At 59.0% G+C, this 25,098-nt stretch carries 25 protein-coding genes; 5 read left to right on the top strand and 20 right to left on the bottom strand.

Going from position 1 to position 25,098, the window contains the following annotated elements; genetic code table 11:
- Positions 1-4: 4 nt before the first annotated feature.
- The 6 genes from ACR3EN_RS18815 to ACR3EN_RS18790 form a co-directional block, all read right to left on the bottom strand.
- On the bottom strand, positions 5-658 hold the full coding sequence (locus ACR3EN_RS18815) for a DUF2848 domain-containing protein (RefSeq protein ID WP_480820283.1): 654 nt from the start codon (positions 656-658) through the stop codon (positions 5-7).
- Positions 659-664: 6 nt separating this feature from the next.
- On the bottom strand, positions 665-1,951 hold the full coding sequence (locus ACR3EN_RS18810; protein ID WP_480820285.1) for a TRAP transporter large permease: 1,287 nt from the start codon (positions 1,949-1,951) through the stop codon (positions 665-667).
- Positions 1,948-2,496 (bottom strand): TRAP transporter small permease subunit, encoded by a 549-nt coding sequence (locus ACR3EN_RS18805; RefSeq protein WP_480820287.1) that lies wholly within the window; start codon positions 2,494-2,496, stop codon positions 1,948-1,950. Before ACR3EN_RS18805 ends, ACR3EN_RS18810 begins: the two co-directional genes overlap by 4 nt.
- Before the next feature lie 116 nt (positions 2,497-2,612).
- Entirely contained in the window at positions 2,613-3,647 is a 1,035-nt protein-coding gene (locus ACR3EN_RS18800) for a TRAP transporter substrate-binding protein (protein ID WP_480820289.1), read from the bottom strand.
- A gap of 31 nt (positions 3,648-3,678) precedes the next feature.
- The gene (locus tag ACR3EN_RS18795; RefSeq protein WP_480820291.1) at positions 3,679-4,494 is read right to left on the bottom strand and encodes a putative hydro-lyase; all 816 of its coding nucleotides are present in this window, start codon (positions 4,492-4,494) and stop codon (positions 3,679-3,681) included.
- 75 nt (positions 4,495-4,569) lie between these two features.
- Positions 4,570-5,466, bottom strand: a complete 897-nt coding sequence (locus ACR3EN_RS18790) for a LysR family transcriptional regulator (RefSeq protein ID WP_480820293.1) — start codon at positions 5,464-5,466, stop codon at positions 4,570-4,572.
- A gap of 218 nt (positions 5,467-5,684) precedes the next feature.
- Here ACR3EN_RS18790 and ACR3EN_RS18785 point away from each other — a divergent pair, with 218 nt between their 5' ends.
- The 4 genes from ACR3EN_RS18785 (at position 5,685) to ACR3EN_RS18770 (ending at position 11,492) form a co-directional block, all read left to right on the top strand.
- Positions 5,685-9,284 carry an adenylate/guanylate cyclase domain-containing protein gene (locus ACR3EN_RS18785; RefSeq protein WP_480820295.1) on the top strand — a complete coding sequence of 1,200 codons (3,600 nt, stop codon included), beginning with the start codon at positions 5,685-5,687 and terminating at the stop codon, positions 9,282-9,284.
- Positions 9,285-9,312: 28 nt separating this feature from the next.
- Positions 9,313-9,570: a DUF4242 domain-containing protein gene (locus tag ACR3EN_RS18780; RefSeq protein WP_480820297.1), complete on the top strand. Its 258-nt coding sequence runs from the start codon at positions 9,313-9,315 to the stop codon at positions 9,568-9,570.
- Positions 9,571-9,686: 116 nt separating this feature from the next.
- Positions 9,687-11,102: an FAD-binding oxidoreductase gene (locus tag ACR3EN_RS18775; protein ID WP_480870465.1), complete on the top strand. Its 1,416-nt coding sequence runs from the start codon at positions 9,687-9,689 to the stop codon at positions 11,100-11,102.
- A gap of 243 nt (positions 11,103-11,345) precedes the next feature.
- Entirely contained in the window at positions 11,346-11,492 is a 147-nt protein-coding gene (locus ACR3EN_RS18770; RefSeq protein ID WP_480843382.1) for a hypothetical protein, read from the top strand.
- A 100-nt stretch (positions 11,493-11,592) separates the two neighbouring features.
- Here the strand turns inward: ACR3EN_RS18770 and ACR3EN_RS18765 are convergent, their stop codons facing one another.
- From ACR3EN_RS18765 to ACR3EN_RS18715, 11 genes are all read right to left on the bottom strand, one after another.
- Positions 11,593-12,012 (bottom strand): RidA family protein, encoded by a 420-nt coding sequence (locus ACR3EN_RS18765; protein WP_480820301.1) that lies wholly within the window; start codon positions 12,010-12,012, stop codon positions 11,593-11,595.
- Positions 12,013-12,186 (bottom strand): acyl-CoA thioesterase family protein, encoded by a 174-nt coding sequence (locus ACR3EN_RS18760; protein ID WP_480918475.1) that lies wholly within the window; start codon positions 12,184-12,186, stop codon positions 12,013-12,015.
- A gap of 14 nt (positions 12,187-12,200) precedes the next feature.
- Positions 12,201-12,413: an acyl-CoA thioesterase gene (locus tag ACR3EN_RS18755; protein WP_480918474.1), complete on the bottom strand. Its 213-nt coding sequence runs from the start codon at positions 12,411-12,413 to the stop codon at positions 12,201-12,203.
- A gap of 9 nt (positions 12,414-12,422) precedes the next feature.
- Positions 12,423-14,042 (bottom strand): AMP-binding protein, encoded by a 1,620-nt coding sequence (locus ACR3EN_RS18750; RefSeq protein ID WP_480820305.1) that lies wholly within the window; start codon positions 14,040-14,042, stop codon positions 12,423-12,425.
- Complete coding sequence (locus tag ACR3EN_RS18745) at positions 14,042-15,202, bottom strand: acyl-CoA dehydrogenase family protein (RefSeq protein WP_480820307.1); 1,161 nt, start codon at positions 15,200-15,202, stop codon at positions 14,042-14,044. Before ACR3EN_RS18745 ends, ACR3EN_RS18750 begins: the two co-directional genes overlap by 1 nt.
- Positions 15,202-16,002 carry an enoyl-CoA hydratase family protein gene (locus ACR3EN_RS18740; protein ID WP_480820309.1) on the bottom strand — a complete coding sequence of 267 codons (801 nt, stop codon included), beginning with the start codon at positions 16,000-16,002 and terminating at the stop codon, positions 15,202-15,204. The genes ACR3EN_RS18745 and ACR3EN_RS18740 overlap by 1 nt, the downstream gene beginning before the upstream one ends.
- Positions 15,995-16,456: a MarR family winged helix-turn-helix transcriptional regulator gene (locus ACR3EN_RS18735; RefSeq protein ID WP_480532179.1), complete on the bottom strand. Its 462-nt coding sequence runs from the start codon at positions 16,454-16,456 to the stop codon at positions 15,995-15,997. The genes ACR3EN_RS18740 and ACR3EN_RS18735 overlap by 8 nt, the downstream gene beginning before the upstream one ends.
- A complete protein-coding gene (locus tag ACR3EN_RS18730) occupies positions 16,453-17,208 on the bottom strand; it encodes an SDR family NAD(P)-dependent oxidoreductase (protein WP_480820311.1) in 756 nt (251 codons plus the stop codon). Before ACR3EN_RS18730 ends, ACR3EN_RS18735 begins: the two co-directional genes overlap by 4 nt.
- Positions 17,205-19,490, bottom strand: a complete 2,286-nt coding sequence (locus tag ACR3EN_RS18725) for a bifunctional salicylyl-CoA 5-hydroxylase/oxidoreductase (RefSeq protein ID WP_480820313.1) — start codon at positions 19,488-19,490, stop codon at positions 17,205-17,207. Before ACR3EN_RS18725 ends, ACR3EN_RS18730 begins: the two co-directional genes overlap by 4 nt.
- Positions 19,491-19,628: 138 nt before the next feature.
- Positions 19,629-20,078 (bottom strand): cupin domain-containing protein, encoded by a 450-nt coding sequence (locus ACR3EN_RS18720; RefSeq protein ID WP_170715180.1) that lies wholly within the window; start codon positions 20,076-20,078, stop codon positions 19,629-19,631.
- A gap of 23 nt (positions 20,079-20,101) precedes the next feature.
- Positions 20,102-21,601, bottom strand: coding sequence for a flavin-containing monooxygenase (locus ACR3EN_RS18715; protein WP_480820316.1), 1,500 nt, complete (start codon positions 21,599-21,601; stop codon positions 20,102-20,104).
- A 148-nt stretch (positions 21,602-21,749) separates the two neighbouring features.
- Between ACR3EN_RS18715 and ACR3EN_RS18710 the strand changes: the two genes are divergently transcribed.
- Positions 21,750-22,742 (top strand): AraC family transcriptional regulator, encoded by a 993-nt coding sequence (locus ACR3EN_RS18710; RefSeq protein ID WP_480820318.1) that lies wholly within the window; start codon positions 21,750-21,752, stop codon positions 22,740-22,742.
- A 21-nt stretch (positions 22,743-22,763) separates the two neighbouring features.
- Here the strand turns inward: ACR3EN_RS18710 and ACR3EN_RS18705 are convergent, their stop codons facing one another.
- Genes ACR3EN_RS18705 through ACR3EN_RS18695 form a run of 3 tightly spaced genes read right to left on the bottom strand, consistent with a single transcriptional unit; the run spans position 22,764 to position 25,095 of the window.
- Positions 22,764-23,633: an alpha/beta hydrolase gene (locus ACR3EN_RS18705; RefSeq protein WP_480820320.1), complete on the bottom strand. Its 870-nt coding sequence runs from the start codon at positions 23,631-23,633 to the stop codon at positions 22,764-22,766.
- 5 nt (positions 23,634-23,638) lie between these two features.
- Entirely contained in the window at positions 23,639-24,340 is a 702-nt protein-coding gene (locus ACR3EN_RS18700) for an ABC transporter ATP-binding protein (RefSeq protein ID WP_480820322.1), read from the bottom strand.
- Entirely contained in the window at positions 24,340-25,095 is a 756-nt protein-coding gene (locus ACR3EN_RS18695) for an ABC transporter ATP-binding protein (RefSeq protein ID WP_480820324.1), read from the bottom strand. Before ACR3EN_RS18695 ends, ACR3EN_RS18700 begins: the two co-directional genes overlap by 1 nt.
- Between the last annotated feature and the right edge of the window lie 3 nt (positions 25,096-25,098).

The raw sequence follows: 25,098 nt of genomic DNA, 5'->3' as shown, positions 1-25,098 counted from the left end.
TTCCTCAGGCAATGACGGGTAGGGATCGGACGCGGTACTCGAATTCCAGCGCGCGCGCCTTGACCGGGTCGGTAAGGCTCATGCGATAGGAGGTGGCGGGGCGCACACCACCGATCGCCCCGAGTGTGCCGCAAAACATCGCCTGACCATCGGACAGCCCAGCCCCTTCTATCAGGTCCCGCAAGGGTCGGATGGCGGCCAGTGGACCATCCTGATACAGCACCCATTTACCGCCTTCCTCGACCTCGCATTGCAAGATCAACTGGTCGAGATGGGGTTCCACTTCGTCAAACCGCCACAGGTCCCGGCAGACCGGCTTCGCGCAGGCCTGTTTGGACGCGGCGACAGATACGGCCTCAAGCTCTCGGTCCGTATGATCCGAGCCGAGCCCCAGATATAGCGTGCCGTCCTGCCGGATGAGCAAAGGCTCGACCTCTCCCGACGTGGCGGTTCCAAGAACGTCGATTTCAGGAGATTGAGTCAGCAGCGCAGTTGAGACCCGATAGAACAGGGGCACCTGACTTGGCGGGGCAACACCGATGGCCGCCAGTTCATCAATGTGATGCTGAACCGCAGCGGCGTCCCGCCCGGTCCAACCGGCAATAATCAGATGATCGATCCGGCCCGGGATCGCTGTCTTACCTACCAAAAACTGCATGATGTCTCACCCACCCAGAACCGACGGAAGATAAAGTGCGATGCTTGGAAAGGCGATCAATAGACCCGCCATAATCAGCATCGCGACCACATAGGGGATACTGCCCAGCATCACCTCGCTCATTTTGCCCGACTTGCGCGCACCCTGAACGACATAGAGGTTGAGGCCCACAGGCGGCGTGATCAGGGCCATTTCAATCAGGACGATCATCAGGATACCAAACCAGATCGGATCAAAGCCCTGTGCCACCACCAGCGGCACGATGATGGGGATAGTGACCACCATCAGCGACAATGTCTCGATAAAGAACCCCAGCACGATATAGATCAGCACCACAACAAGAATCGTGCCCAGAGGCGACAGGCCCAAACCGTCAAGGAAGGCTTCCAGCTCACGCCCCAATCCTGCGGAGGCCAGCGTGAAATTTAGGAAAGAAGCCGCGATCACGACCAGCATGATCATCGAGGTGATCTTGACCGTACCCAAAATACTCTCGGTGAACATTTTCAGGCTGATCCCGCCGAAAAACCCCGCAATCACCACCGCCCCGGCGACGCCGACAGCAGCGGCTTCGGTCGGGGTGGCCCAGCCCTTGTAGATCGTTCCGATGATGATCGTGAACAGCAGGACGATGGGGATCAGCTGCAGCAGCGCGCGCAGCATTTCGGCAAAGGGAAACACGCGCCGGGTACCGCCCAAGCCGGGGCGGATCATGCAAATCAGCATTGTGATGGCCATAAAGCCCAAAGCCAGCGCCAGGCCGGGCACGAGACCCGCCAGAAACAGGCGCGGAATAGAGGTCTGCGTCAGAAAACCATAGACGATCAAATTGATCGAAGGCGGGATCATGATGCCCAATGTGCCACCCGCCGCGATAGCGCCCGAGAACAGCTTGGGATCATAGCCCAGTTTTTCGGCCTGCGGCATTGCCACGGTCGCGACCGTGGCGGCAGTTGCCACCGACGACCCCGATGTGGCCGAAAACATCGTGGCCGTGGCGACATTGGCATGGACCAGACCACCCGGCAGCCAGCTGACCCACCGATCAAGCGCAGCATAGGTCCGCATGGCGATGCCGGAACGCACGAGTATCTCGCCCAGAAGGACAAAGAAAGGAATGGCAATCAGGGTTGCGTTGTTCGATGTCGACCAGACCTGATTTCCCAATCCCCGGATCAGCGGAAACGGGCTGAAAAAGGCATCGACGCCGAAACCAAGCAGGAAGAGGACTATGCCGACCGGAATCGACAGCGACAACAGCCCCAGAAGCCCGATCGAGATATAGGTGATCACTTCACGGCCTCCTCTTCACCAAAGCAGCCGATTGCGGCCTCGGACTGCTCAAAGCGGCCTTTCGCAACCATGATCAAAGCGACCAACAATGTCAGCCACGACATGATCGCGAACCAAACCCAACCGGCGAACCAAGGGGCCTGCACCAAGGCCAGCGGTGTTTCCAGCGGCGTGTTTGCCCGCGAGGAATTCGCCAGTGAACGGGCAAGAACCGGCCAGCATTTGACAGCGATCAGAGTGACCGTTCCTGCCATCACCGTCATCGCAAAAAGGTCGAACAGAGCCCGGGTCCGCGGCCCGGTGCGAGCGCGCAGAAAATCGATCCGCACATGCCCCAGCTCTAACAGCGTGAATGCCATGCCCCACGAAGTGGCGATGGCCATGACATAGCCGGATATTTCATCTGTGCCGCCAAAAGAGGATCCGATCTGACGCAGCACGATATCCATCAAAACGGTACACGCGCATCCCAGCAGAACGATCCCTGTCAGAATGGCAACCCACCTGTTCACGCGACGCAGATTATTAAGAACCGTATGCTCCATGCGGGACCTCTGACCTGTCTGTTGGCTCACAAATAACGGGCTGGATCACCGATGTTCAGATCCAGACGTTGAAAACCCAAGGGCTGGATGGGCGCATGCGCACCCACCCAATACACTTAGTTCGCGATGGTCACACCAACGGTGGAACCGACACTGGCGTTCCAGCGATCTGCCCAGTCGCCACCCGCGCGTTCAGCCCAGTCAGGCAGAACCTCGCCCACCAGTACCTCACGCGCCTTGGAAAAATCGGCATCCGAAACATCGACGAGCGTCATGCCGCGCGCCTCGCCCGCAGGGCAATCGCCATTGCCGGTGAGACATGCGATATCGTTCACCAGCGCGTCCTGCGCACTAGCCCATGCCGGGTCTTCGAATTCAGCCACGACCTGTTCAGTGATCAACGCCTGAGTGTCGGCATCAAGGCTGTTCCATTTGTCCAGGTTCATGGCGGTCACCACACTGTCCCAACCTCCCAGAGGAATCGGCATCAGGTGCGTGGACACTTCCCACCAACCTGCGGAATAGCCGGAGCCCGCACCAGTCACCGCACAATCCACAACACCTTTCTGCAGCGCACCGGGCACTTCGGAGAAGCTGACATTCACACCTTCAGCGCCCAAGGCTTCAAGAAACTTGGCTGTCATTCGGCCCGAGGCGCGCACCTTGAGGCCCTGCAGATCATCCAGCCCCGAGACCTTGGCATTGCAGAAAACCACCTGCGGTGGATAGGGCGCGATGGCCAGAACATGGCTGTTGAAGCGATCCTGATAGATGTCCGCCACCATCGGGCGTGCGGCATCGACCATGGCGCGCGCATCGTCTGCGTTCAGGGCAAGAAGCGGCACATCCAGCCCCTCAAGCTCTGGCGCGTCGGCAACGGCATAGTCTGCGACGGTCATCGCCACGTCATAGACACCATCACCCAACAGGCGGAATACATCGCCCACCCCAAGGTTCATCTGGTTATGCGTGGTCAGGTTGACGGTAATGTTGCCGCCGGAAGCTGCTGGCAGCGTCTCGCTCCAGAACGGCGCCTCATATTCCTTGTGCAGCGGCAGGCCGGACCAGCTGCCGACCACCGAAAGGTCTTCGGCCAGTGCCGGCGCAGCCAGCGCTGTGGTGACGGCAAGGAATGCTGAAATTCGTTTCATCTGAGTCTCCTTGTTGAACTTTTTGGTTGTGTCAGTCGAAAGTCAGAACCGGGTTTTCCGCGTCCTCGGCTACATCCGAGATCAGCATGTGCCCGGGTTTGTGCGTGATACAAAGCGGCAGGCGCGCCGCTTCGACCGCGACCTGCGGGGTCACGCCGCAGGCCCAGAACATCGGAATCTGGCCGGGTGCGACCGGGGCCGGGTCACCCCATTCGGGTTTTGAGACGTCTTCGATGCCGATACCGGCCGGATCGCCCCAATGGATCGGGGCTCCATGAGCCAGCGGGAAGCGCCGGGAAATCCTGACGACCTCATCGATCCGGTCTTCCGGAATTGCCCGCATCGACACCACCATCTTGCCGGAAAACGGTCCTGCGGGCACGGTGTCGATATCGGACCGAAACATGGGCACAGTGGTGTTGTTTGCGATATGCCAGACCGAAATCCCGACCCGTATCAACGCATGTTCGAAGGTGAAGGAACAGCCAAGCGCAAAGGCCACAAGATCGTCGCGCCATATGTCCCGGATATCATGGGCCGAGTCCGCCAGCTTACCATCACGATAGATATTGTAGGCCGGAACATCCGTGCGGATGTCGATATCCCGGCCCATCGTGAACATCATCGGGTTACCTGTATCGGACACTCCGGTCAAAGGACACGGTTTGGGGTTGCGCTGACAATAACGCATGAAATCCAGCGCATAGGCTTCGGGCATGATGGCGAGGTTCGCTTGCAGATAGCCCTGCCCAAGCCCGGCAGTATGCGCGCGGTAATCCCCGGCCCGTATCGCTGTACGTTGATCGATCAGCGGGCGCGATTTGAGCAATTCGTAAGACCCGGTCACAGGTACCTCCTCGACTACCCGGAGGGTCACAATTCGAGACTATAAAATCAAATTGATATTTTTTGTCACATTTGATCAATAATTTTTATCTCCGTGATATCTGTTCGCCACCTCCAGCGCCATCTTCGCTGCAGTGTCTATCATGTGGCTTTTGGGCTCTCCCAGGTACGAGGCTGTAAATTGCAGCGGCGATGGCACCCATCCCGGATCGAATTCGACAATCCGTCCGGCTGCCACGTGCTCTGCACCTAGGGCCCGCGGCAATACGGCCACGCCCAAATCGGCTTCGACCAGCCGAAAACAAGCCGACAACGAGGTGGACGGGAACAGCGAGACATCCGGCCCGACACGCTCGAACAGCATCTCTTTCAACTCACGATATGGTCGGGTGTTGCGGGCGTAAGTCAATACCGGTTGCTTTAAATCGCTAGCTTCTACCAGATCACCTCGCGACCCCGACGCGTACCAGGCCAGATCAAAACCCGGCAGTTCGATGTTGTTGACCTTGTGTTCAGAAATGGGGCCCAAAAGGATCGCAAGATCGATGTCCCGGCTCATCAGGCCTTCACGCAGATGTGCCGAGATATCGACATTAAACTCGATCTCCAACCTAGGGTAACAGTTGTGCAGTCGTGACACCAAGTCCGGCAACCAGCATTGAGCAATGGTCTCGGAGACGCCAAGCCGCAACCTACCCTCGACGCCGGCAGGATCGATCACGTCCCTTTCAACCAGATCGGTCAGATGCTCAAACTTCTCTGCGTGCACCAAAAGAAGCTCGCCGCGCTTGGTCAATCGCATGCCCCCCGCTTCGCGCTCAAAAAGCTCGCATCCAAGCGTGTCTTCCAGATTCTTGATCCGAGTTGTCGCGGCTGGTTGGGTCAGGCTGAGCGCAGTCGCCGCCCTGCGAACACCGCCATGCCGCACGACGGCTAGGAAGGTCCGCAATTGCTCCAGGTTAATCCGTGTCATTGTCGATATCTCGCTCGACTATCCCAGATTGGATAGTGCAACTGAAACTCCTCGCTCGCAAGAAGCTGGGGCATCGCCGGTCGGCCATTAACTTCAGCTGCGATCCATCCCCTGCGTGACCCGGCGAACAATGAACACTGACGCTATGCAATGAATATGCCAGTCTGGTTTGAAAGCGTATTCTTGATTAGTTACGCGTATCTCCGCATGATCCAAAGATGTCGGTTGAAATAGATAAGTGGTTAAACGATCTCGACCTGAGTCAGTACGCAGATGTTTTTGCGGAAAACGATATTGATACACGTGTTTTGCCACTATTGTCTGGAGAAGACCTACGAGAGCTGGGGGTAAGTCTTGGTCACCGCAAAATCATCCTCGCTGCGATACAAGAGATAGTCGATCAACGGCACGCAACTGCATCGTCACAATTAGCTCAGGAAAAAGCGCTCGAAAGCGTTCAAGCGCCCACTTCAGGCAATGCGCAAAGTGATGATCCGCCTAAACGGAAGCATAGTGAACCGGCTACCGCAGAGAGGCGTCACGTAACCGTTTTGTTTGCCGATCTTGTCGGCTCAACCGAACTTACCAATCGCTTTGATCCCGAAGACATGCGGGAATTGTTACAAAACTACCAAGATGCCGTTGCCGGAGCCGTAAGCCGCTATGGTGGCTACGTCGCAAAGTACTTGGGCGATGGTCTTCTTGTGTTTTTCGGTTGGCCGCGGGCGTACGAAGATCACGCGATCCGGGCGATCAAAGCCGGTCTTGAGGCCGTTGGTCGCGTCAGGGAGCTCAAAACGCCTGATGGAGAGCGATTGTCGGTCAGACTGGGCGTCGCGAGCGGTGATGTAGTGGTCGGCGATACCATTGGCGAAAACACGTATGAGGAAGGGGCCATGACTGGTCCGGTCGTCAATCTTGCGGCACGGATCCAAGAACATGCAGAGCCAAACTCAGTCGTTTTGACGGTTGAGGAAACCGAGACCGCTTTACATCGGATATTCGAGTTTAAATCCCTTGGAAAAACAGAGCTAAAGGGGTTTGCTGAACCACGTGTTCTGCAGAAAGTGGTGTCGGAACGCAGTGCAGAAAGCCGGTTTCGCGCCTCATATCGAGACGACGTCGACAGCGTCATGATTGGCCGCGATTACGAAAAGGGTATCCTGCTGCAATCATGGCAACGTGCTAAGAATGGTCACGGAGAGGTTGTACTGCTATCCGGTGAAGCCGGAATCGGAAAATCGCGACTTACTGAGGAATTCCTCGCAGAGATCGCCGAAAATGACCAAGCCGATGTCATAAGACTGAACTGCTCTCCCTATCTCAGCAGCAGCCCATTTCATCCGGTCGCCCAACGAATATCCCAAGATGCGGGGGTTGAGCCGGACTTTGACGACAATCTGATCCTTGAGCACGTCAGAAAGATGCTTGAAGGGCGTCCGGGGTTGGATTGGGAACAGGTTCTGCCTGTATTTGCAGCCTTGGTCGCGCCTCGTAGTGCGCTGGCCCAGAAGGTGCTTGAGATGTCACCGCAGGAGCAGCGCGATACAACAATCCAAACACTGATCCACACAGTGCAGGTGCGATCAGGTGTGCGCCCGGTTGTTTTGTGCGCAGAAGATGCTCATTGGATCGATCCTTCCACCCAAGCCTTGTTGGAGCGGTTTAAGTCGATATGCACCGATCTTCCTCTGATGATCTTGATAACCCACAGGCCCGGGTGGGAAATGGCCCGTGATGATGGGGACACACACGTACAGTCTCTGGTTTTGCGCCGATTTGATTCCGCGCATGTCTCAAACCTTGTCGAAAACATTACGGGCAAGAAACCTGACGAAGCTCTGATCTCTAGAATAATTGAAAAAACCGATGGCGTTCCACTGTTCGTGGAAGAAGTGACCCGAGCCATTGTCGAATCCGGCGAGCAGGGGCACGGCCATATACCTTCGTCATTGAAAGGCGCGTTGATGGCGCGGCTGGACGCAGTTTCGCCAGAGGCAAAACAGGTCGCTCTTACAGGATCGGTAATTGGCCGGGAGTTTGAGCCTAACATATTATCTGCCGCGAAGGGCCTTGAAGAGTCTGATGTCGACAAATGCCTCGAAGAGCTTTCTCGAACAGGGTTGATTTTTGAAAGCGGACACAATCGCGGGCATTTCGTTTTCCGCCATGCTCTTATTCGCGATACCGCCTATCAATCCATGCTGAGTTCGACCCGAAGACGACAACACGCAGACGTGGCGCGTGCTTTGATGCGGATAAGGTCATCTGAGATCGAGCGTCGCCCTGAACTCGTCGCGCGCCATCTATCCGAGGCAGAGGATTGGAGGGCTGCGTTTGAAAAATGGCAAATTGCGACAGAAATGGCGTTGGCGCGATCTGCAAGCCAAGAAGCTATGACGAACGCCCAAGAGACTTTACGCGCTGCCGAAAATCTCGGTTCAGACTCCAATTCAGAGCTGATCAAAGGTAAGATTTTGGTAGGCCGCAGCCATGACAGCCTCGGCCAATTGCCCGAGGGCATCGCAGTTCTGAAAGAGGCTTCCGACGCGGCCCGGGCGATGCACAACATCGAGCTGGCCGCTGACGCCGCCAACCACTTTGCTGACTCATGTATGATGTCCAGCGAAAGGCACAGTGAGGCAATCGAACTATGCGGTACTGCGCTGAAAGATTTGCCCGATGATGATGAGGTCCGTCGGTGCAGATTGATGAGCCAACTTGCGCGCGCGCATATGTTTGTCGGCCAGTTGTCTGAAGGTGCGCGTTTCGGCCAGCAATCCATGGAACTGGCTGCAAAACTGGGCGACTATAAATCACAGTTCTCAGTCATGATGATGCATTTTGGAGCCCCATTCGTTGCGCGAAAGGGCAGAGAGGCCCACCATTGGCGTGAGAACCTGGAGGCGATGCATGCTGTGGCCGAGAATCTTGGCAGTATCGATCAAGGACGAGACCGTACTCTGAGCTTGTTCGTGGGTGCCGAGATGGCTGACCGCGAGTTGATGGACCATTCTCTGGGTTTGCTCACTGAGATTTCGGAAAAGGACAATCATCTGCAACTCTATTGGGTTCAGAAACACGCACGCGCCATGGTTGCAATTATGGACGGCGATTTTGTGCAAGCAGAAAAACACGCCACCGAGGCGGTGAAGATCGGTCGAAAGACCCATGGGGAGCATGTTGAGGGCGTCTTCGGGGTTCAGATGTTCACAATCCGCCGCGAGCAAAACCGGCTACACGAGGTCGCACCTGTGATCAAGAAGCTGATGACAGACAGCCCTGAAGACATTTCGTGGAAGCCTGGTTTTGGTGTCATCGCTGCCGAACTGGGATATAAGGAACCTGCCGAACGTATCCTGAATGAAATGGCTGACAATGGCTTCGATCTTCCACCCGACGCCATGTATTCAACGACATTATCCTATTTGGCCGACATATGCGTGGCCATTGAACATCGAGAACATGCCAAGACGCTCTATGAATTGTTGGCCCCGTACGACGAGCTGACGATTACCGCCGGGGCAACCACCGTATGCACTGGCGCAGCGGCGCGACGCCTCGGCAGTTTGGGCTCGGTTTTGAAAGACTGGGATGCCGCTGAGGTGATGTTCCAGAAGGCCATTGAAATTGACACCCGCATGAAATGCCCACCCTGGATTGCGCATAGCAAGGCTGCATATGCAACTGCATTGCGGCGAAGGGGGCGCCCGATGGACGTAGAACAGGCCTTTCAACTGGAAGGGGAAGCGTTGGCAATTTCGCAGAAATTAGGTATGGTTTCCCTAAGGTCAAGGCTCGAAGGAGTAGCGAGCTGAGGCAATAAAACTGTTTCTGGGGGACTTTATGCCAAGGTACATAATTGAAAGAAATTTTGCTGAGCAGCTGAACGTCAGCGACGAAGACAAAATTCACATCAAAGAGATCAATGACGAAGTCGGCGTCGAGTGGATTTTTTCATTCCTCAGCGCGGACAAGCGAAAAACATACTGCCTGTACGAAGCCCCCGATGAGGAAAGCCTCAGAAAGGCGGCAGAACGCCTGAATATTCCTGCCGATGTCATAACGCCGGTGGATCGGATAGATCCGGCAGTCTTCGCCTGAGCATCAGGCTTAATATACCAGATCAATGGAAGACCTTTGCGGCGCAACGTGAAGGAAACAACACTACCCGAGGCAGCCCTGCAAGAAGCCTAACCTGACAATAGGGAGGCTTATGCATGTTTGACCTGAAAACACTCGACGGCAATACGGCAACTGTGGATCAAGACGCGTTAGACGCTCTTGATGTATCGATGCGCGGCGGGGTCTACCAGAAGGGCACCCCGGAATACGAAGATGCAAGAACAACTTGGAATAGTATGTTCGAACGGTACCCAGGTTTCGTGATCCGCGCACTCGGGGCGAGCGATGTTCAGAAGGCTGTGAACTTCGTACGAGACACCGGTCTCGTAATGTCAGTTCGGTCAGGTGGGCATCAGATTGCAGGGCACGCGGTGGCGGACGAAACGGTGATGCTCGATCTTTCCCAGATGCGGTCGGTTCACGTCGACCCTGTCAACAAGACGGCTCGGGTTGCGCCGGGGGCACTGCTTGGAGATGTGGATCGCGAGACACAGGCACATGCGCTTGCCGTTCCCGTTGGCATCAATTCGACCACGGGCATCGCAGGCCTCACGATTGGCGGTGGCTTCGGATGGACCACTCGGAAATTTGGCATGACGATCGACAATTTGCTCTCGGCGGAGGTCGTGACCGCAGACGGTGCCATTGTAACTGCCTCTCCCACAAGCCACCCGGAGCTTTTCTGGGCCATCCGAGGAGGGGGTGGAAACTTTGGTGTGGTGACTTCATTCGAGTTTCAACTGCATGAGCTGGGACCCGACGTCCTGTCTGGCCTCATCGTTCATCCGATAGAAAATGCGCCAACGCTCCTCGCTGAATTTGCCGCCATTGCCGACAACTCTCCGGATGAACTGACCGTTTGGAGCGTGATGCGCAAAGCGCCTCCTCTTCCGTTCCTGCCATCTGAGTGGCACGGACGAGAGGTGCTGATCTTTGCAGCTTGCTATAGCGGCCCGATGGCGGAAGGTGAAAAAGCCATGGCGGTATTGCGCGCGCTAGGTGAACCAATCGCCGATGTAATATCACCCCATAAGTTTGTAGACTGGCAGGCTGCTTTTGACCCGCTTTTGACACCAGGGGCCAGGAATTATTGGAAAAGCCATGACTTCGAGACGCTTTCTCCGGGCGCAATCTCTGGTCTGCTGGAAGCCATATCCAGCCTGCCCGACCCTGCGTGTGAAGTCTTTATTGCCCATGTGGGCGGCGCAATGGCACGCGTTGAGGCGGGTTCGACCGCCTATCCCCAAAGATCTGCTCACTTCATCATGAATGTTCACACGCGTTGGGAGGACCCCAGCAAGGATGCCGAGTGTATTGATTGGGCGCGCAAGCTTTACGACCAGATGCAGCCGCACGCGAGCGGAAGCGCGTATGTGAACTTTATGCCCGAAGACGAAACGGACCACATGGCCGGAGCATATGGCGAAAACGGTGAGAAGCTTTCAAGGATCAAGGGCACCTATGATCCCTCCAATTTGTTCAGGGTGAACCACAATATACTGCCTGCGTGAGGGACTGCAGATACCGATCGAGAGTGATGTCTTGAGTTTCGCCTTAGGGTCAGGACGCCTAGCCCATAGACGCCGGTTGCCGCGAAAGCGATGACAGAAAGGAAGACCTTCCGGCAGCGGTCTTATCTCGTTGCCAAGCGCCGCCGGTTCTCGAGCCACCCAAACATGATCTTGATCTGGCTGCGGCGTTTGTATCTGCGTTTGTCGTATTGAACCGTAGTCTTGTGTTGCTTGCGTAGGAGAATGCAAACGCGTATCCCTCTGCCTAACAACGCTTTTCTGAACCAGTCGGCACCGTCCGTTTACCCAGAAGCCGCTGCCACCGGCGCAGCGGGCTGCACGAGGATCACAACTGTCAGCTTCATGAGCCTGCGCGGCATTCCACTGTAGCTATGTCTCAGATGTTTAGTCTGGATCATTCTTGCATGGCGGAAGCGTCGAGTTTTAGATCAAAGCTGGGCACGGAGCTCTCGGTGTGCGGCCAACGTCGCTATACCAATCCTCGGTCGGTTCGACGTGAGACAACAGCCGTAGCTTCTATTTCAACCAGAGCTTCATCTTCGATCAATCCCGCGACGACAACCATGGTCATCGCCGGGAAATGCCGTCCCAGAACCCGGCGATAGGCCTGACCGACCTCGCGCTGACGGGCCAGATATTCACGCTTGTCGGTGACGTACCATGTCAGCCGCGTGATATCTTCGATCTGGCCACCGGCCTTTTCGACCACGGCCACGATATTGCGCAGGGCCTGTTCCATCTGGCCGATGAAGTCATGGGTTTCGAACACCTGCTGCGCGTTCCAGCCGATTTGGCCACCGATGAACAACTGCCCGTCGCGGGCCAGAACGCCATTGGCATAGCCTTTGGCCGGAGCCCAGCCGTCGGGGAAAATCTCAGTATGGGCCATTTAGTCCTCGTCTTTCAGATAGGGGGTCAGGGCGCTGCGCATCGCGGCGGGCCAAGGGGCAGGTTTGCCCTGATCGTCGATGTGAACCAGCGTGGCGACAAAGCTCATGCGGGGCTCGTCCGCGCAGCGGGCGTCGATGGTCAGTTTCAGGCTCGAAGTCCCGATCCGCAGCACCTGCAGGTTCAGGGTCAGGTGATCGCCGTGTCTGCTGGGCCGGGAAAGCGCGCCTCGATATTCACGGTGGGAACCGCGCCGGAACCGTGGATTTGTTCGAACGGGTGGCCGATATGGGTAAAGAACGCCTCGACACAATCGTTCATCATCTCGAAATAGCGCGGGTAAAAGACGATCCCGGCGGGGTCGCAATGCTTGAACAAGACTTTCTGGGGGCAGGTGAACATGCGCTCGCCTCAACCCGCCGGGCGCAGGCGAAAGCGCTGAATCTTGCCCGTTGCGGTTTTGGGCAATTGGTCGATGAACACGATCGAGCGCGGGTATTTGTAGGGCGCAATCACTGCCTTGACGTGATCCTGAAGCTGTTGGGCCAGTGCATCGCAGGCCTGATGACCCGGCGACAGGACCACATGCGCCTCGACAATCGAGCCGCGCATGTCATCGGGCGCGCCGATCACGCCGCATTCGGCAACGGCCGGGTGGGATAGTAGCGCCGCTTCGACCTCGGGTCCGGCGATGTTGTAGCCGGACGAGACGATCATATTGTCATTGCGGGCGGCGAAATGCAGGTACCCTTCGTCATCGCGCACAAAGGTATCGCCGGTGATGTTCCAACCATTTTGCACATAGCCCGCCTGCCGGTCATCGTTCAGATACCGGCACCCGGTCGGGCCGCGCACGGCCATGCGCCCGGGCTGTCCCGGCGGGCATTCGGTGCCTGTTTCGTCCAGAATGCGCACCTGGTACCCGGTAACGGGCTTGCCGGTGCAGGCCGGTTTGTGGTCGTCGAACCGGTTCGACACGAAGATATGCAACATCTCGGTCGCACCGATCCCATCGAGCATCGGTTTCCCGGTCTTTTCGATCCATTCCTCGTAAACTGGCGCGGGCAGAGTCTCACCCGCCGAGACGGCGGCGCGCAGGCTGGACAGGTCGGCCCCGTCCTCCATCGCGCGCATCATCACGCGATAGGCGGTGGGGGCGGTGAAGCAGACGGTGGCTTTGTATTTCTCGATGATGTCGATCATGTTGGGCGGCGTGGCGGTTTCCAGCAAGGTCGCCGCCGCGCCGAAGCGCAGCGGAAAAATCGCCAGCCCGCCCAGCCCAAAAGTAAAGGCCAGCGGCGGAGAGCCCACGAACACATCCTCGGGCGTGACCCCCAGCACCTCTTTGGCATAGCCATCCGCGATAATCAGCAGGTCACGGTGATAGTGCATGGTGGCCTTGGGATTGCCTGTCGTGCCCGAGGTGAAGCCCAGCAAGGCCACATCGTCCTGCGCCGTTTCAACCGCGTCGAAGCGCACCGGTTTTTCCAGCGCCAGACGATCCAGTTCGGCGTCGTGGTTCGAGGTGCCGTCAAAGCCCACGACCGATTTCAGGTGTTTCGAGGACTTGGCGCATTTCGTCAGCTCATCCATCAGCCGGGTGTCGCACAGCGCATGGGTGATCTGGGCCTTGTCGACGATCTGCGTCAACTCCCCGGCGCGCAGCATAGGCATGGTGTTGACCACCACCGCGCCCGCCTTGGTCGCCGCCAGCCAGCAGGCGACCATGGCCGGGTTGTTGGCCGACCGGATCAACACCCGGTTGCCGGGTTTCACGCCCAGATCCTCGACCAGTACATGGGACAGCCGGTTGGTCCAGTCGCTGAGCTCTTTATAGGTGCGCTGCCGCCCGTTGCCGATCAGCGCGGTGTGATCGCCAAAACCGCGTTCGACCATCCGATCCGTCAGCTCGACTGCGGCGTTCAGCTTGGCGGGATAGTCGAACCTGTCCAGCAGGAAATCAGGCTGCGCCTCAGGGGCTGGCAGGTTATCCCGCGCGAACGTGTCGATATGTCCGGTATACTGCGCCATCAGTCTCCTCCCTGATATTGCCCAAGCGTCTGCCGCGCGATCACCACCCGTTGCACGTCCGAGGCCCCTTCGTAGATGCGCAAGGCCCTGATATCGCGGTACAGTTCCTCAACCTTACTACCGGTCCGGACACCGTCGCCGCCATGCAGTTGCACCGCCCGGTCGATCACCTTCTGTGCTTGATCGGTTGAAAACAGCTTGGCCATCGCCGCCTCGCGCGTCACACGCGGTGCGCCGCTGTCCTTGGTCCATGCGGCGCGATAAATCAGCAGGGCGCTGGCGTCGATATCCAGCGCCATGTCGGCCACATGGCCTTGCACCATCTGCAGATCGAACAGTGGCGCGTTCTGTATGTGCCGCGTGGTCACGCGCGCGAGCGCCTCGTCCAGCGCGCGGCGGGCAAAGCCAAGCGCCGCCGCCGCGACGGTTGAGCGGAACACGTCCAGCACCGACATGGCGATGCGAAACCCCTGGCCGGGCGCGCCGATCATCGCCGATTTCGGCACGCGCATATCAGTAAAGCGCAGAGTTGCCAGCGGGTGCGGGGCGATGGTGTGCAGCCGTTCAACCACCTCGAACCCCGGCATTTCAGGCGTGACCACAAAGGCGCTGAGCCCGCGCGCACCGGGAGCCTCTCCGGTACGGGCAAAGAGGGTGTAGACATCCGCAATGCCGCCATTCGAAATCCACGTCTTCTCGCCATTCAGCACGTAGGCGTCGCCATCCTCGGTGGCGGTCATGGTCGAGTTGGCGACATCTGAACCCGATTGCGGCTCGGTCAGGGCAAAGGCCGAGATCGCCTGACCGCTGCGCGTCAGCGGCAGCCATTCCTGTTGCTGCCGGGCCGAGCCAAACAGCGAGATCGCACCGGTCCCCAGCCCCTGCATCGCAAAGGCGAAATCGGCCAGCCCGTCATGACGCGCCAATATCTCGCGGCTGAGGCACAGGGTCCGTACATCCAGCCCCTCGTCTCCCATGGCGGCAGTGGGCTGCAACCAGCCATCCTGCCCCAGCGCCCTGACCAGTGTGCGGCAGGTGGCATCCGTGTCGCTATGGTCGATCTGCGCCAGCGCATCGTCGGCCCAGCGGTCCAGTGCTGCGGCGTGCGCGCGGTGGTGATCGTCGAAGAACGGCCAGCTGAGGAAGCTCTGATCTGACATCAATCGCCCTCGAACACCGGTTTTCCCTTGGCGACGAACGCGTCATAGGCGCGTTTGAAATCGCCGGTCTGCATACAGATCGCCTGGGCCTGCGCCTCGGCCTCGATGGCCTGTTCGATGGACATGGACCATTCCTGCGCCAGCATGGTCTTGGTCATCATATGGGCGAAATTCGGCCCTGCGGCGATGCGCGCGGCCATCTCTTGCGCGGCATCGGCCAGATCGGATGCTGGCACGACGCGGTTGAAGAACCCCCAGGCCGCCCCTTCCTCGGCCGACATGGATCGCCCGGTATAAAGCAGTTCCGCCGCGCGGCCCTGTCCGATGATCCGGGGCAGGATCGCGCAGGCCCCCATGTCGCAGCCCGCCAGCCCGACGCGGGTGAACAGGAATGCGGTCTTGGCCTCGGGCGTGGCGATGCGCAGATCGGAACACATGGCGATGATCGCACCTGCGCCGACGCAGACGCCGTCAATGGCGGCAATCACCGGCTTGCCGCAATTCACGATGGCCTTGACCAGATCGCCGGTCATGCGGGTAAAGGCCAGCAATTCCTTCATGCTCATCCGGGTCAGCGGGCCGATGATGTCATGCACGTCGCCGCCCGAGCAGAAATTACCACCGTTCGAGCCAAAGACCACCACATCCACATCGTCGCGATAGGGCAGGGAGCGGAACCAGTCGCGCAGCTCGGCATAGCTGTCGAAAGTCAGCGGGTTCTTGCGGTCGGGGCGGTCCAGGCAGATCGTGGCGATCCGGTTCTCGCAATTCAGCAGAAAGTGCTTTGGTGTTTCAGTCATCTTGTGCCCCTTCCCCGGCATCAGGCAGCGCGCCGTTCAGCAGCAGCCCGATCTGGGCGCTGGTCTGCGCATCCAGGCCACCCAGCAGCTCACTGACCCAGCTTTCATGCGCCGCCGCCTGTTTCAGAAACTCATCCACCCCCGCCGTGGTCAGGCGCACCCGGTTGGCGCGCCGGTCGCCCGGTACCGTTTCGCGCTGCATCAGCCCGTCATCGCACAGCCGGTCGACGATCCCGGTGACATTGCCGTTCGACACCATCAGCATCCGCGACAGTTCCGACATCTTCAGCCCGTCCTGATTGCGATACAGCGCGGACATCACGTCAAACCGGGGCAGGGTGGTGTTGAAGCTGGTGCGCAGGCGCTCGCGCAGCTCGGCCTCGATCCGGCGCTGGGTCTTGATCAGGCGCAGCCATAGCCGCAGGCGTTCTTTTGAGGCGGGCGTGTTGGTCAAATCTCACCTCCCGATAGGGCCATGGCATGCCCGTTCACGGATGCGGCCGCGTCCGAGCAGAGCCAGAGCGTCGCGCCTGCGACCTCTTGCGTGGAGACAAAGCGACCTTGCGGGTTGCCGGCCAGAATGGTTTTGGCCGCTTGGTTGTTGGACATGCCGGTTTTCTCGGTAATCGCGTCCAGTGAGCGCTGCAGTAGCGGCGTGTCGATAAATCCGGGGCAGATCGCATTGGCCGTGACGCCCGAGCGACCAAGTTCATGCGCCAAGGCTCGCGTCAGGCCCACGACCCCATGCTTTGCCGCGCAGTAATGGCTGACATAGCCATAGCCTTTGAGGCCCGCGGTCGAAGCCACCGCAATCAACCGCCCCCAACCTGCCGCTTTCATGTCCGCCAGACAGGCCTGCCACAGATGGAACACCCCGCCCAGATTGACCGCCAGCGTCGCGTCGAACTCCTGCGCCGAAATCTTGTGGAACGGGGCCGAGGGCGCGGCCCCCGCATTGGCGATGGCCACTGAAACGGGGCCGTGAATGGCGCGGGCCTTGTCGATGGCGGCGCGGACCGCCTCGCCGTCGGTCACATCGCAGCGCAAGGGCAGGGCACCGGTTGCATCCGTAACCTCTTGCAATGCGCTCAGCCTGCGGCCCAGTATGGTGACCTTGCCGCCTGCATCCGCGAAGGCCTGCGCCAGTTCGGCCCCGACCCCGCTGCCGCCGCCGCTGATCACGATATGTTTGGCTTGCAGGGTCATGCGCGAATGGCCTCCGCCTCGCGGTCGGCATTGCGCCACAATTGATCGCGGCCTGCCTCATAGGGCAGGGGCCAGTCTGCGTGGCGGTCCCCGATCTGCGTTCCGGCGTGCAGCGTCCAATAGGGATCGGCCAGATGCGGACGGGCAAGGCAGACCAGATCGGCGCGCCCGGCCATCAGGATCGAATTCACATGATCTGGCTCATAGATGTTGCCAACCGCCATGGTGGCAAGACTGGCCTCGTTGCGGATACGGTCCGAGAACGGCGTCTGGAACATGCGGCCATAGACCGGTTTGGCCCGGGTCGAGGTCTGACCTGCGGACACGTCGATGATATCCACCCCGGCCTCGGAAAATGCCTGCGCGATCAGAACCGCCTCTTCGGGTGTCACGCCATCATCGCCAGTCCAGTCATTGGCCGAGATACGCACCGACATAGGTTTGTCGTTGGGCCAGACGGCCCGCATGGCGCGGAACACCTCAAGCGGATAGCGCAGGCGGTTTTCGAGGCTTCCGCCATATTCATCACTGCGGATATTCGACAGCGGAGAGATAAAGGACGAGATCAGATACCCGTGTGCCGCGTGCAGTTCGATCATGTCGAACCCGGCGCGGTCGGCCATCCGCGCGGCCTGCGTGAACTGGTCGCGGATCGCATCCATCTCGGCCCGCGTGATCTCGCGCGGGGTGGCGTTGCGGTCCGACCATGGGATCGCCGAGGCCGAGACCAGATCCCAGTTGTCATGCGGCAGGGGCGCGTCCATCTCCTCCCACCCCAGCTGGGTCGAGCCCTTGCGCCCGGAATGGCCGATCTGGCAGCAAATCTTGGCCTGCGTCTCGGTATGGACGAAATCGCTCAGCCGGGCCCAGGCGGCTTCATGCTCGGGCGCGTAGAGGCCGGGGCAACCCGGCGTGATACGGCCTTCGGGCGAGACGCAGGTCATCTCGGTGTAGACCAGCCCGGCCCCGCCCTTGGCGCGCTCGGCATAGTGGACGAAATGCCAGTCGGTGGGACAGCCGTGGACAGCCTTGTATTGGGCCATGGGTGAGACGACGACACGGTTGGTCAGATCCATCCCCCGCAGCCGGTAGGGCGCGAACATGGGCGCGCGTACCGGTGTCTCGGGCCCACCTGCGCGCGTCTGAAACCAGCGTTCGGCCCCTTCCAACCATTCGGGATCACGCAGGCGTAGGTTTTCGTGGCTGATCCGCTGCGAGCGTGTCAGCAGCGAATAGTTGAACTGCACCGGATCAAGATTCAAATACCGCCCCACATCCTCGAACCATTCCAGAGAGTTACGGGCCGCCGACTGCAGGCGCAGCACTTCCAGCCGCCGATCCTCCTGATAGCGCGTCAGCGCGTCGGGCAGGGGCATGGTGTCAACATATTCCGCCAGCGCGATCGCGCTCTCCAGCGCCAGTTTGCTGCCCGAACCGATTGAGAAATGTGCCGAGGCCGAGGCGTCGCCCATCAGCACGATGTTCTCGTGACTCCAGTTCTCGCACAGCACGCGGGGGAAACTCAGCCAGGCCGAGCCTCGGATATGGTTGGCATTGGTCATCAGGCTGTGACCATCCAGATATTCGGCAAAAATCTCTTCGCAGACGGCGATGCTTTCCTGCTGGCTCATGTCGCCGAAGCCGTAGGCGTCCCATGTGGCCTGATCGGTCTCGACGATGAAGGTCGCGGTGTCATCGTCGAACTGATAGGCGTGTACCCACAGCCAGCCCTTGTCGGTTTCCTTGAAGATAAAGGTAAAGGCGTCGTCGAATTTCTGATGCGTGCCGAGCCAGACGAATTTGCAGGCGCGCATGTCGATATCGGGTTTGAAATGCGCCGCCAGTTCCGTGCGGGTTTTTGAATTCAGCCCGTCCGAGGCAACGACGATGTCGTATTCCTTGGCATAGTCCGTGGCGCTGGCGGCTTCGGTTTCGAACTGCAGATCAACGCCCAACTCGCGCGCGCGGGCCTGCAACAGCAGCAGCAGTTGTTTGCGCCCGATGCCGCAAAAACCATGCCCGGTCGAGACGATCTTTTCGCCCCTGTAATGCACCGCGATATCGTCCCAATAGGCAAAGTGATCGCGGATGGCGGCGGCGCTGACGGGATCGTTTGCGGCCAGATTGTCCAGCGTTTCGTCAGACAGAACCACGCCCCAGCCGAATGTGTCGTCGGGCTTGTTGCGCTCGATCACCACCACCTCGGCATCGGGCTGGCGCAGCTTCAGCGATATGGCAAAGTAAAGCCCTGCGGGGCCCCCTCCCAGACAAGCGACGCGCATTGTGCCCTCCTGATCAGAATAGCGTTTGATTGAAAGCCTAGGTCGGACCTGCATTTACTTCAAGTCTAAAATTTTAAGCTTGAAGTAAATGTGAGCCTTGGAAAGTCCCGGCGGCAGGGACGCCGCCGGATACCGGTCTTATTCGTTTGCTTCGGGCGGCAGAAAGTCGACCTCGTGCTCGGCCGAGATTTTCACCACCTGCTCGACATCAGTCAGTTCGTGCAATTCCTCGAACAGGTCCTTCAGCTTGCCCATGGGCGAGACCCAGAACAGCGCACGCGCCGGTTTGTCGGATTTGTTGAAATAGCCATGCGGGATGCCGCGCGGCATCCGCACCAGATCACCGGCATAGGCCTTGGTCCAGACGCCATCCAGTTTCAGGTCCAGCTCGCCCTCTTGCACAAGGATGAACTCGTCCTGCGTTGGGTGGATGTGGACGGGCACAAAATCGCCGGGGTTCGAGTTGGTCTCGAACGCAAATGTGGTCTCGCAGACTGCCTTGGGGTAATAGACCTGCCCCAGAATGTTCCACGTCGTTTCCTTGTAGCCGACACCGTTTTTGGTGATGCCTTTTTCCAGATCTTTCATCGGGTCCTCCTTGGGTTATGCCGTCAGGTTGCTGTGTATTGCGGGGCCGAGGCAAGGAATTCACCATAAGCCGCCGCATCCGGGTACCGAAACTGTTCGGCCAGCGGGTTGCTGCGTTTGGTCTTCGCAGCCCCGATATCGGCCAGCAATTCGTCGAAATGCTTGAAATGGAATGGCGCCGAGCACAGCCCGCCATAGATCTGCGCCGCCGGGCGCTCGTTCCGCCGCCAATTCAGCATCATCTCGATGTTCTCGGTCATCTCCGCCTCCGAAGGCTGATTGGCCAACTGCCCATCAGCATAGCGCACCAGCCAGTTGGCGATCATTTCAGCCGACAGGATGGTGCAGAAGCTGGAGTTGAAGCCGACAAATCCCATATCCGGCAGATCTGGATTCACCGACAGGCGATAGACGCGGTACTGGCCGTCGGCCTCGATCAGCTTGTCCTGATAGGTCTGCGGCAGATAGGGCACGCCCAGTTTCCACCCCACGGCCAGAACGGCGACGTCGCAGGGCACGACCTCGCCCGTGGTCAGCTTCAGCCCGTCCTCGGTATAGCTGTCGAACGATCCGATGGTGGTCTGCAACTGACCCGCATTCAGCGCCTCGAAGAAACCGGGCGTGACGATGGGAACGGAACACGAGACATCCTTTTCGATCGGAATATCAGGCACCATATTGTGCTTTTTCAGACCCAGCTGCAGTTTCAGCATGGTTTCAAGCCCGCGGAAATTTGCCCAGACCAGCGGTTTGAGCAGCGCAGCAATCGCGCGCTGCGCCGGGGATTTTCCCCATTGGTTGAACTGCTGTTCCTGCGCGCGCATGTAAAGCAGGTGCTTGAAGTTGATCCCGCCCACGAAATACGGGATGCGCCAGACGTTCTCGCGATAGACCAGCCGCACGGATTTCGCGCCGTTCTTTGTGGCGTTCACTGCAATATCCGTCGCTGATTTCGAGCCCCCCAGAACGACGACATCCTTGCCCTGCACAATGCTGGGATCGGTATATTCCGACGAATGCATCACCTGCCCGCCGCGTTCTTGGAAAGCCTCCTGACCGGGATGAGAGATGATGTTCTTTTCCGAAAACTGACCGGTACAGACCGCGACAAAGTCAAAATCCTCGCTCTGTTCCGCGCCGTCGGCCTCAACCGTCAGCGTCCAGCCGGGTTGCCCGTCGCTGCGCCGCTCCATCGCCTTGATGTTGGTGTTCAGGCGAAACAACCGCGCCAGATCGTGCTTTTGCGCGTAGGACAGCAGGTAGTCATGCACTTGCGGGCCCTTGGGCCATTCGGGATAGTCCTGCGGCATCGGGTGGTCGGTATAGCAATACAGATCCTTGGGCGATTGCGTCTGCACATCCGGGTAAGAGCGCGACAATTCCCATACGCCGCCAAAGTCATGGCTGCGTTCAAATCCGGTGACGTCATGGCCCCGTTCAGCAAAGGCCTTGGCCGCGGCCAAACCGCTGACACCGCCTCCGATCACCGCAACCGATTTGCGTTTTGCTGTGCCCGCCGACATTCACATCCTCCCTGCATGTGCTGCGTTTGGACGAGTGTGCACAAGGTTCGTGTATTCGTTTGTCCAAAAAACGAACCATTCTGCGCCTAAAAGCTTTAGGCTTGAAATAAATCGGTCGCCTGCTAGCGTGACGGCAGGAGACTTCACTGTGACGCCTAGACCTCATCCCTGCACCTCAGTCTTTCTGAACCGATTTCCGCTGCTTCAAACCGGTGATCTGGACGAGGCACGCAGCTGTGTGGCGCAGAAATTCTGCGATCATCGGCTGGAACAGATGGGCCGCCACGCGGGGCTTGCGGTGACACATAACCATGTGGCCGGACGGGATGTATCGCTGAACTATCTGCATTATGGTGCCGATGTCAGTATCGACCCGGGTCAGTTGCGATCCTTCTACCTGTTGCAGATCCCGCTGTCGGGCCAGTCCTGTGTGACCCATCGGGGCGAGGAGGTTCTCGCAGACTCATCGATGGCAACACTACTGAACCCCGACCGTGCGACGCAGATGATGTGGACGGGTGACTGCCGCAAGCTGATCCTTCAGATCAGCAAGATGCATCTGCATGCCATCGCCGAAAGCCTGAGCGGCGCGCCCTTGCCCGGGCCGGTGCGCTTCGACACGCGGGTCGACCTGACATCGCGCAATGGTGCGCGTCTAAAGCAGATGGTTCTAGCCTGTGCCAATGCGACAGATCAGGGATCGCTCCGATTTGGTGAAAGGCAAAGCAGTGATCTTAAGGTCGAGATGGACTTGGCCCATGCTTTACTGACGCTGCAACGTAGCAATGTCTCGCACATTCTGGAGAATGCAGATACCGGGGCGACACCGCATGCTTTGCGACTTGCCGTCGAGTACATTCACGCCAATCTAGGCGAGCCAATTACTCTGGCAGATATCGCAGCGCAGGCTGGCGTGAATATCAGGACGCTGCAAAAGGGCTTTCGCCGCCGCTACAAGGTGACTCCGATGCGATATCTCAGGAACGCACGTCTGGACGCGGCATATTATCAGTTGGCTGTCCGGCGGGATGGGCCAAGTATCACTCAGGTCGCATTCGGCAGCGGCTTTTCTCATCTGGGGCGTTTTTCCCGAGACTACAAAGAGCGCTTTGGCGTCCTACCCAGCCAGACTGTCCAGTAGCTCTCTGGCACGCGCAGGGCATCATTCTATGCGATGGGGTGTGGTCATCAATGCCATGGTGTCGTTGAACAGCGTCCGGTCGCGATCTGCGAGGTCGACGATAACGTCAAAATGGTTGCGGTCAGCTATCTCGGTTGCCGAGACGGCTAAGCCCTGCCTGCGCAACGCCCGCGCGAAGGCGAGGCTCTGACGTTTGAACTCATCGGTTTCGTATTCGCCCCAATAGATGGAAACCGGTGGCGTTGGCGGTAGTGTTTGGTGGATGGGACTGTTACGTACCGCATCTGCGGGGCTCAGGTTCAGCCACTCGTTGGGACGACACAGACGCACCGGTTCGAGATCGAACAGGCCGCTGACCAGAATGGCACCTTTGACAAGATCTGCGGGCAGTCCGAACTGATCCGTCCAGTCTGTCGCGAGCGTCATAGCGGCCAGATGCGCGCCGGCTGAGGATCCGCAAACATAAAGCTGATCGTGGTCAACCCCATGCGCCCCGGCTTGGCGGTAGATTGCGGCGACAGCCCGGCGGACCTGATCGACGATCAGGTCCAGTGTCGCGGCAGGAGCCAAAGTGTATTCCACCACTGCTACTGCAATGTTGTTCTCCACCATGGCTCGTGCCATGAAGGCGCTGTCTCGTCGGCCCAGAAACCGCCAGTATCCGCCATGGATAAAGACAAGTACCGGCGCGCCTTTTTCTGCCGGAAACAGGTCAAAGCGCTCGTCCGGATGGGGACCGTAGACGAGATCGCGGACCACTTTGCATTGGGCATAGCTCTGATCACTCAGGGTCTGGTAATTGCGCATCTCGGCCTCGAAGTCATCGACCGTTGCGCGCGCATTATATTCCCGCTCCAGCGTGTCGTGATCCATGCCGCGATAGACCTGCATCCGGCTCAGACTCCCAGATAGGTTTCTGCAAAATCCGGCGTGGCGCGCATGGCTGCAATATCGCCATGCCATGCGATCTGCCCCTTCAGCACAACATAGGCGTAATCTGCAACCGGGGCCATTTCATCAAGGTTCTTGTCGATCACCAGGGTGGTCTGACCTTCGGCTTTCAACTCAGCCAGAATTTCCCAGATTTCATGGCGGATCAGCGGCGCGAGGCCCTCGGTCGCCTCATCCAGGATCAGAAGGCGCGGATTGGTCATCAATGCGCGCCCGATGGCCAGCATCTGCTGCTCACCACCCGACAGGGAATCTCCCATCTGCCCGGCCCGTTCGCGCAGGCGGGGAAACAGGTCGAAAACCCGCTCCAGCGTCCAGGGCTGCGTTGCATCGCGGCGGGTGCGGGCGGTGGCGATCAGGTTCTCGCGCACGGTCAGGGTTGGAAAGATCTGGCGACCCTCGGGCACCAGCGCAACACCGGCCTGACCGATCTGGTGCGGCTTCAGCCGCGTAATGTCCTGACCGTCCAACCGGACCGCGCCCGACATGGCCGGGGTCAGCCCGGTGATCGCCCGCACGGTCGTCGTCTTGCCCATCCCGTTGCGGCCCATCATCGCGACCAACTGCCCTTGGCGCAGTTCCAGATCAATACCGAACAGCACTTTGGACGAGCCGTAAGCGGCATGGAGATTCTCAGCCTGCAACATCACACAGCCCCATCGTGAAACTCATGCCCGCCCAGATAGGCCTGCTGCACGTCAGGGTCCTGCCGGATCGCCTGAGGTGTGTCGCTGGCGATCACCTTGCCATAGACCAGAACCGAGACCTTGTCGGCCAGACCGAACACCACATCCATGTCATGTTCGACCAGAAGCATGGTGATATCGCCCCGCAACCCGTCCAGCAGGGCGGTGATCTGGCGGCTTTCTTCCGCCCCCATGCCTGCCATCGGCTCATCCAGAAGCAACAGCTTGGGGCGGGCGGCCAGAGCCATTGCGATCTCGACCTGCCGTTTCTGTCCGTGGGCCAGATTGCGGGTGACGGTTTCGGCCTCGGCGCCAAGGGACACGCGTTCAAGGATGCCCATCGCCTCGGCGCGTTCCGCCTTGTCGGCGGCGGCGGGGCGGAACAGGCGGAACACCTGATGGTTCATGGATTGCAGCACAAGGCAGACATTTTCGATCACCGTGAGGTCGGGGAACACCGACGTCACCTGAAAGCTGCGCACCAGCCCCGCATGGGGACGCAGATGCGCAGGCATGGCCAGCAGGTCCTGCCCGTCGAAGTGGATCGAACCCGAAGTCGGCGTCAAATAGCCCGAAATCTGAGCGATCAACGTCGTCTTGCCCGCCCCGTTGGGGCCGATCAGCGCGTGGATCGTGCCCTTTTCGACATCCAATGACACGTTGTTGGTCGCGGTCAGCGCTCCGAAATTCTTGCACAGGTTGCGGATCCGCAGCATTGC

The organism is Ruegeria sp. G7 (assembly GCF_056535465.1).
The sequence above is the reverse complement of the archived record's forward strand: the minus strand, read 5'-3'. Positions and strand labels throughout refer to the sequence as shown.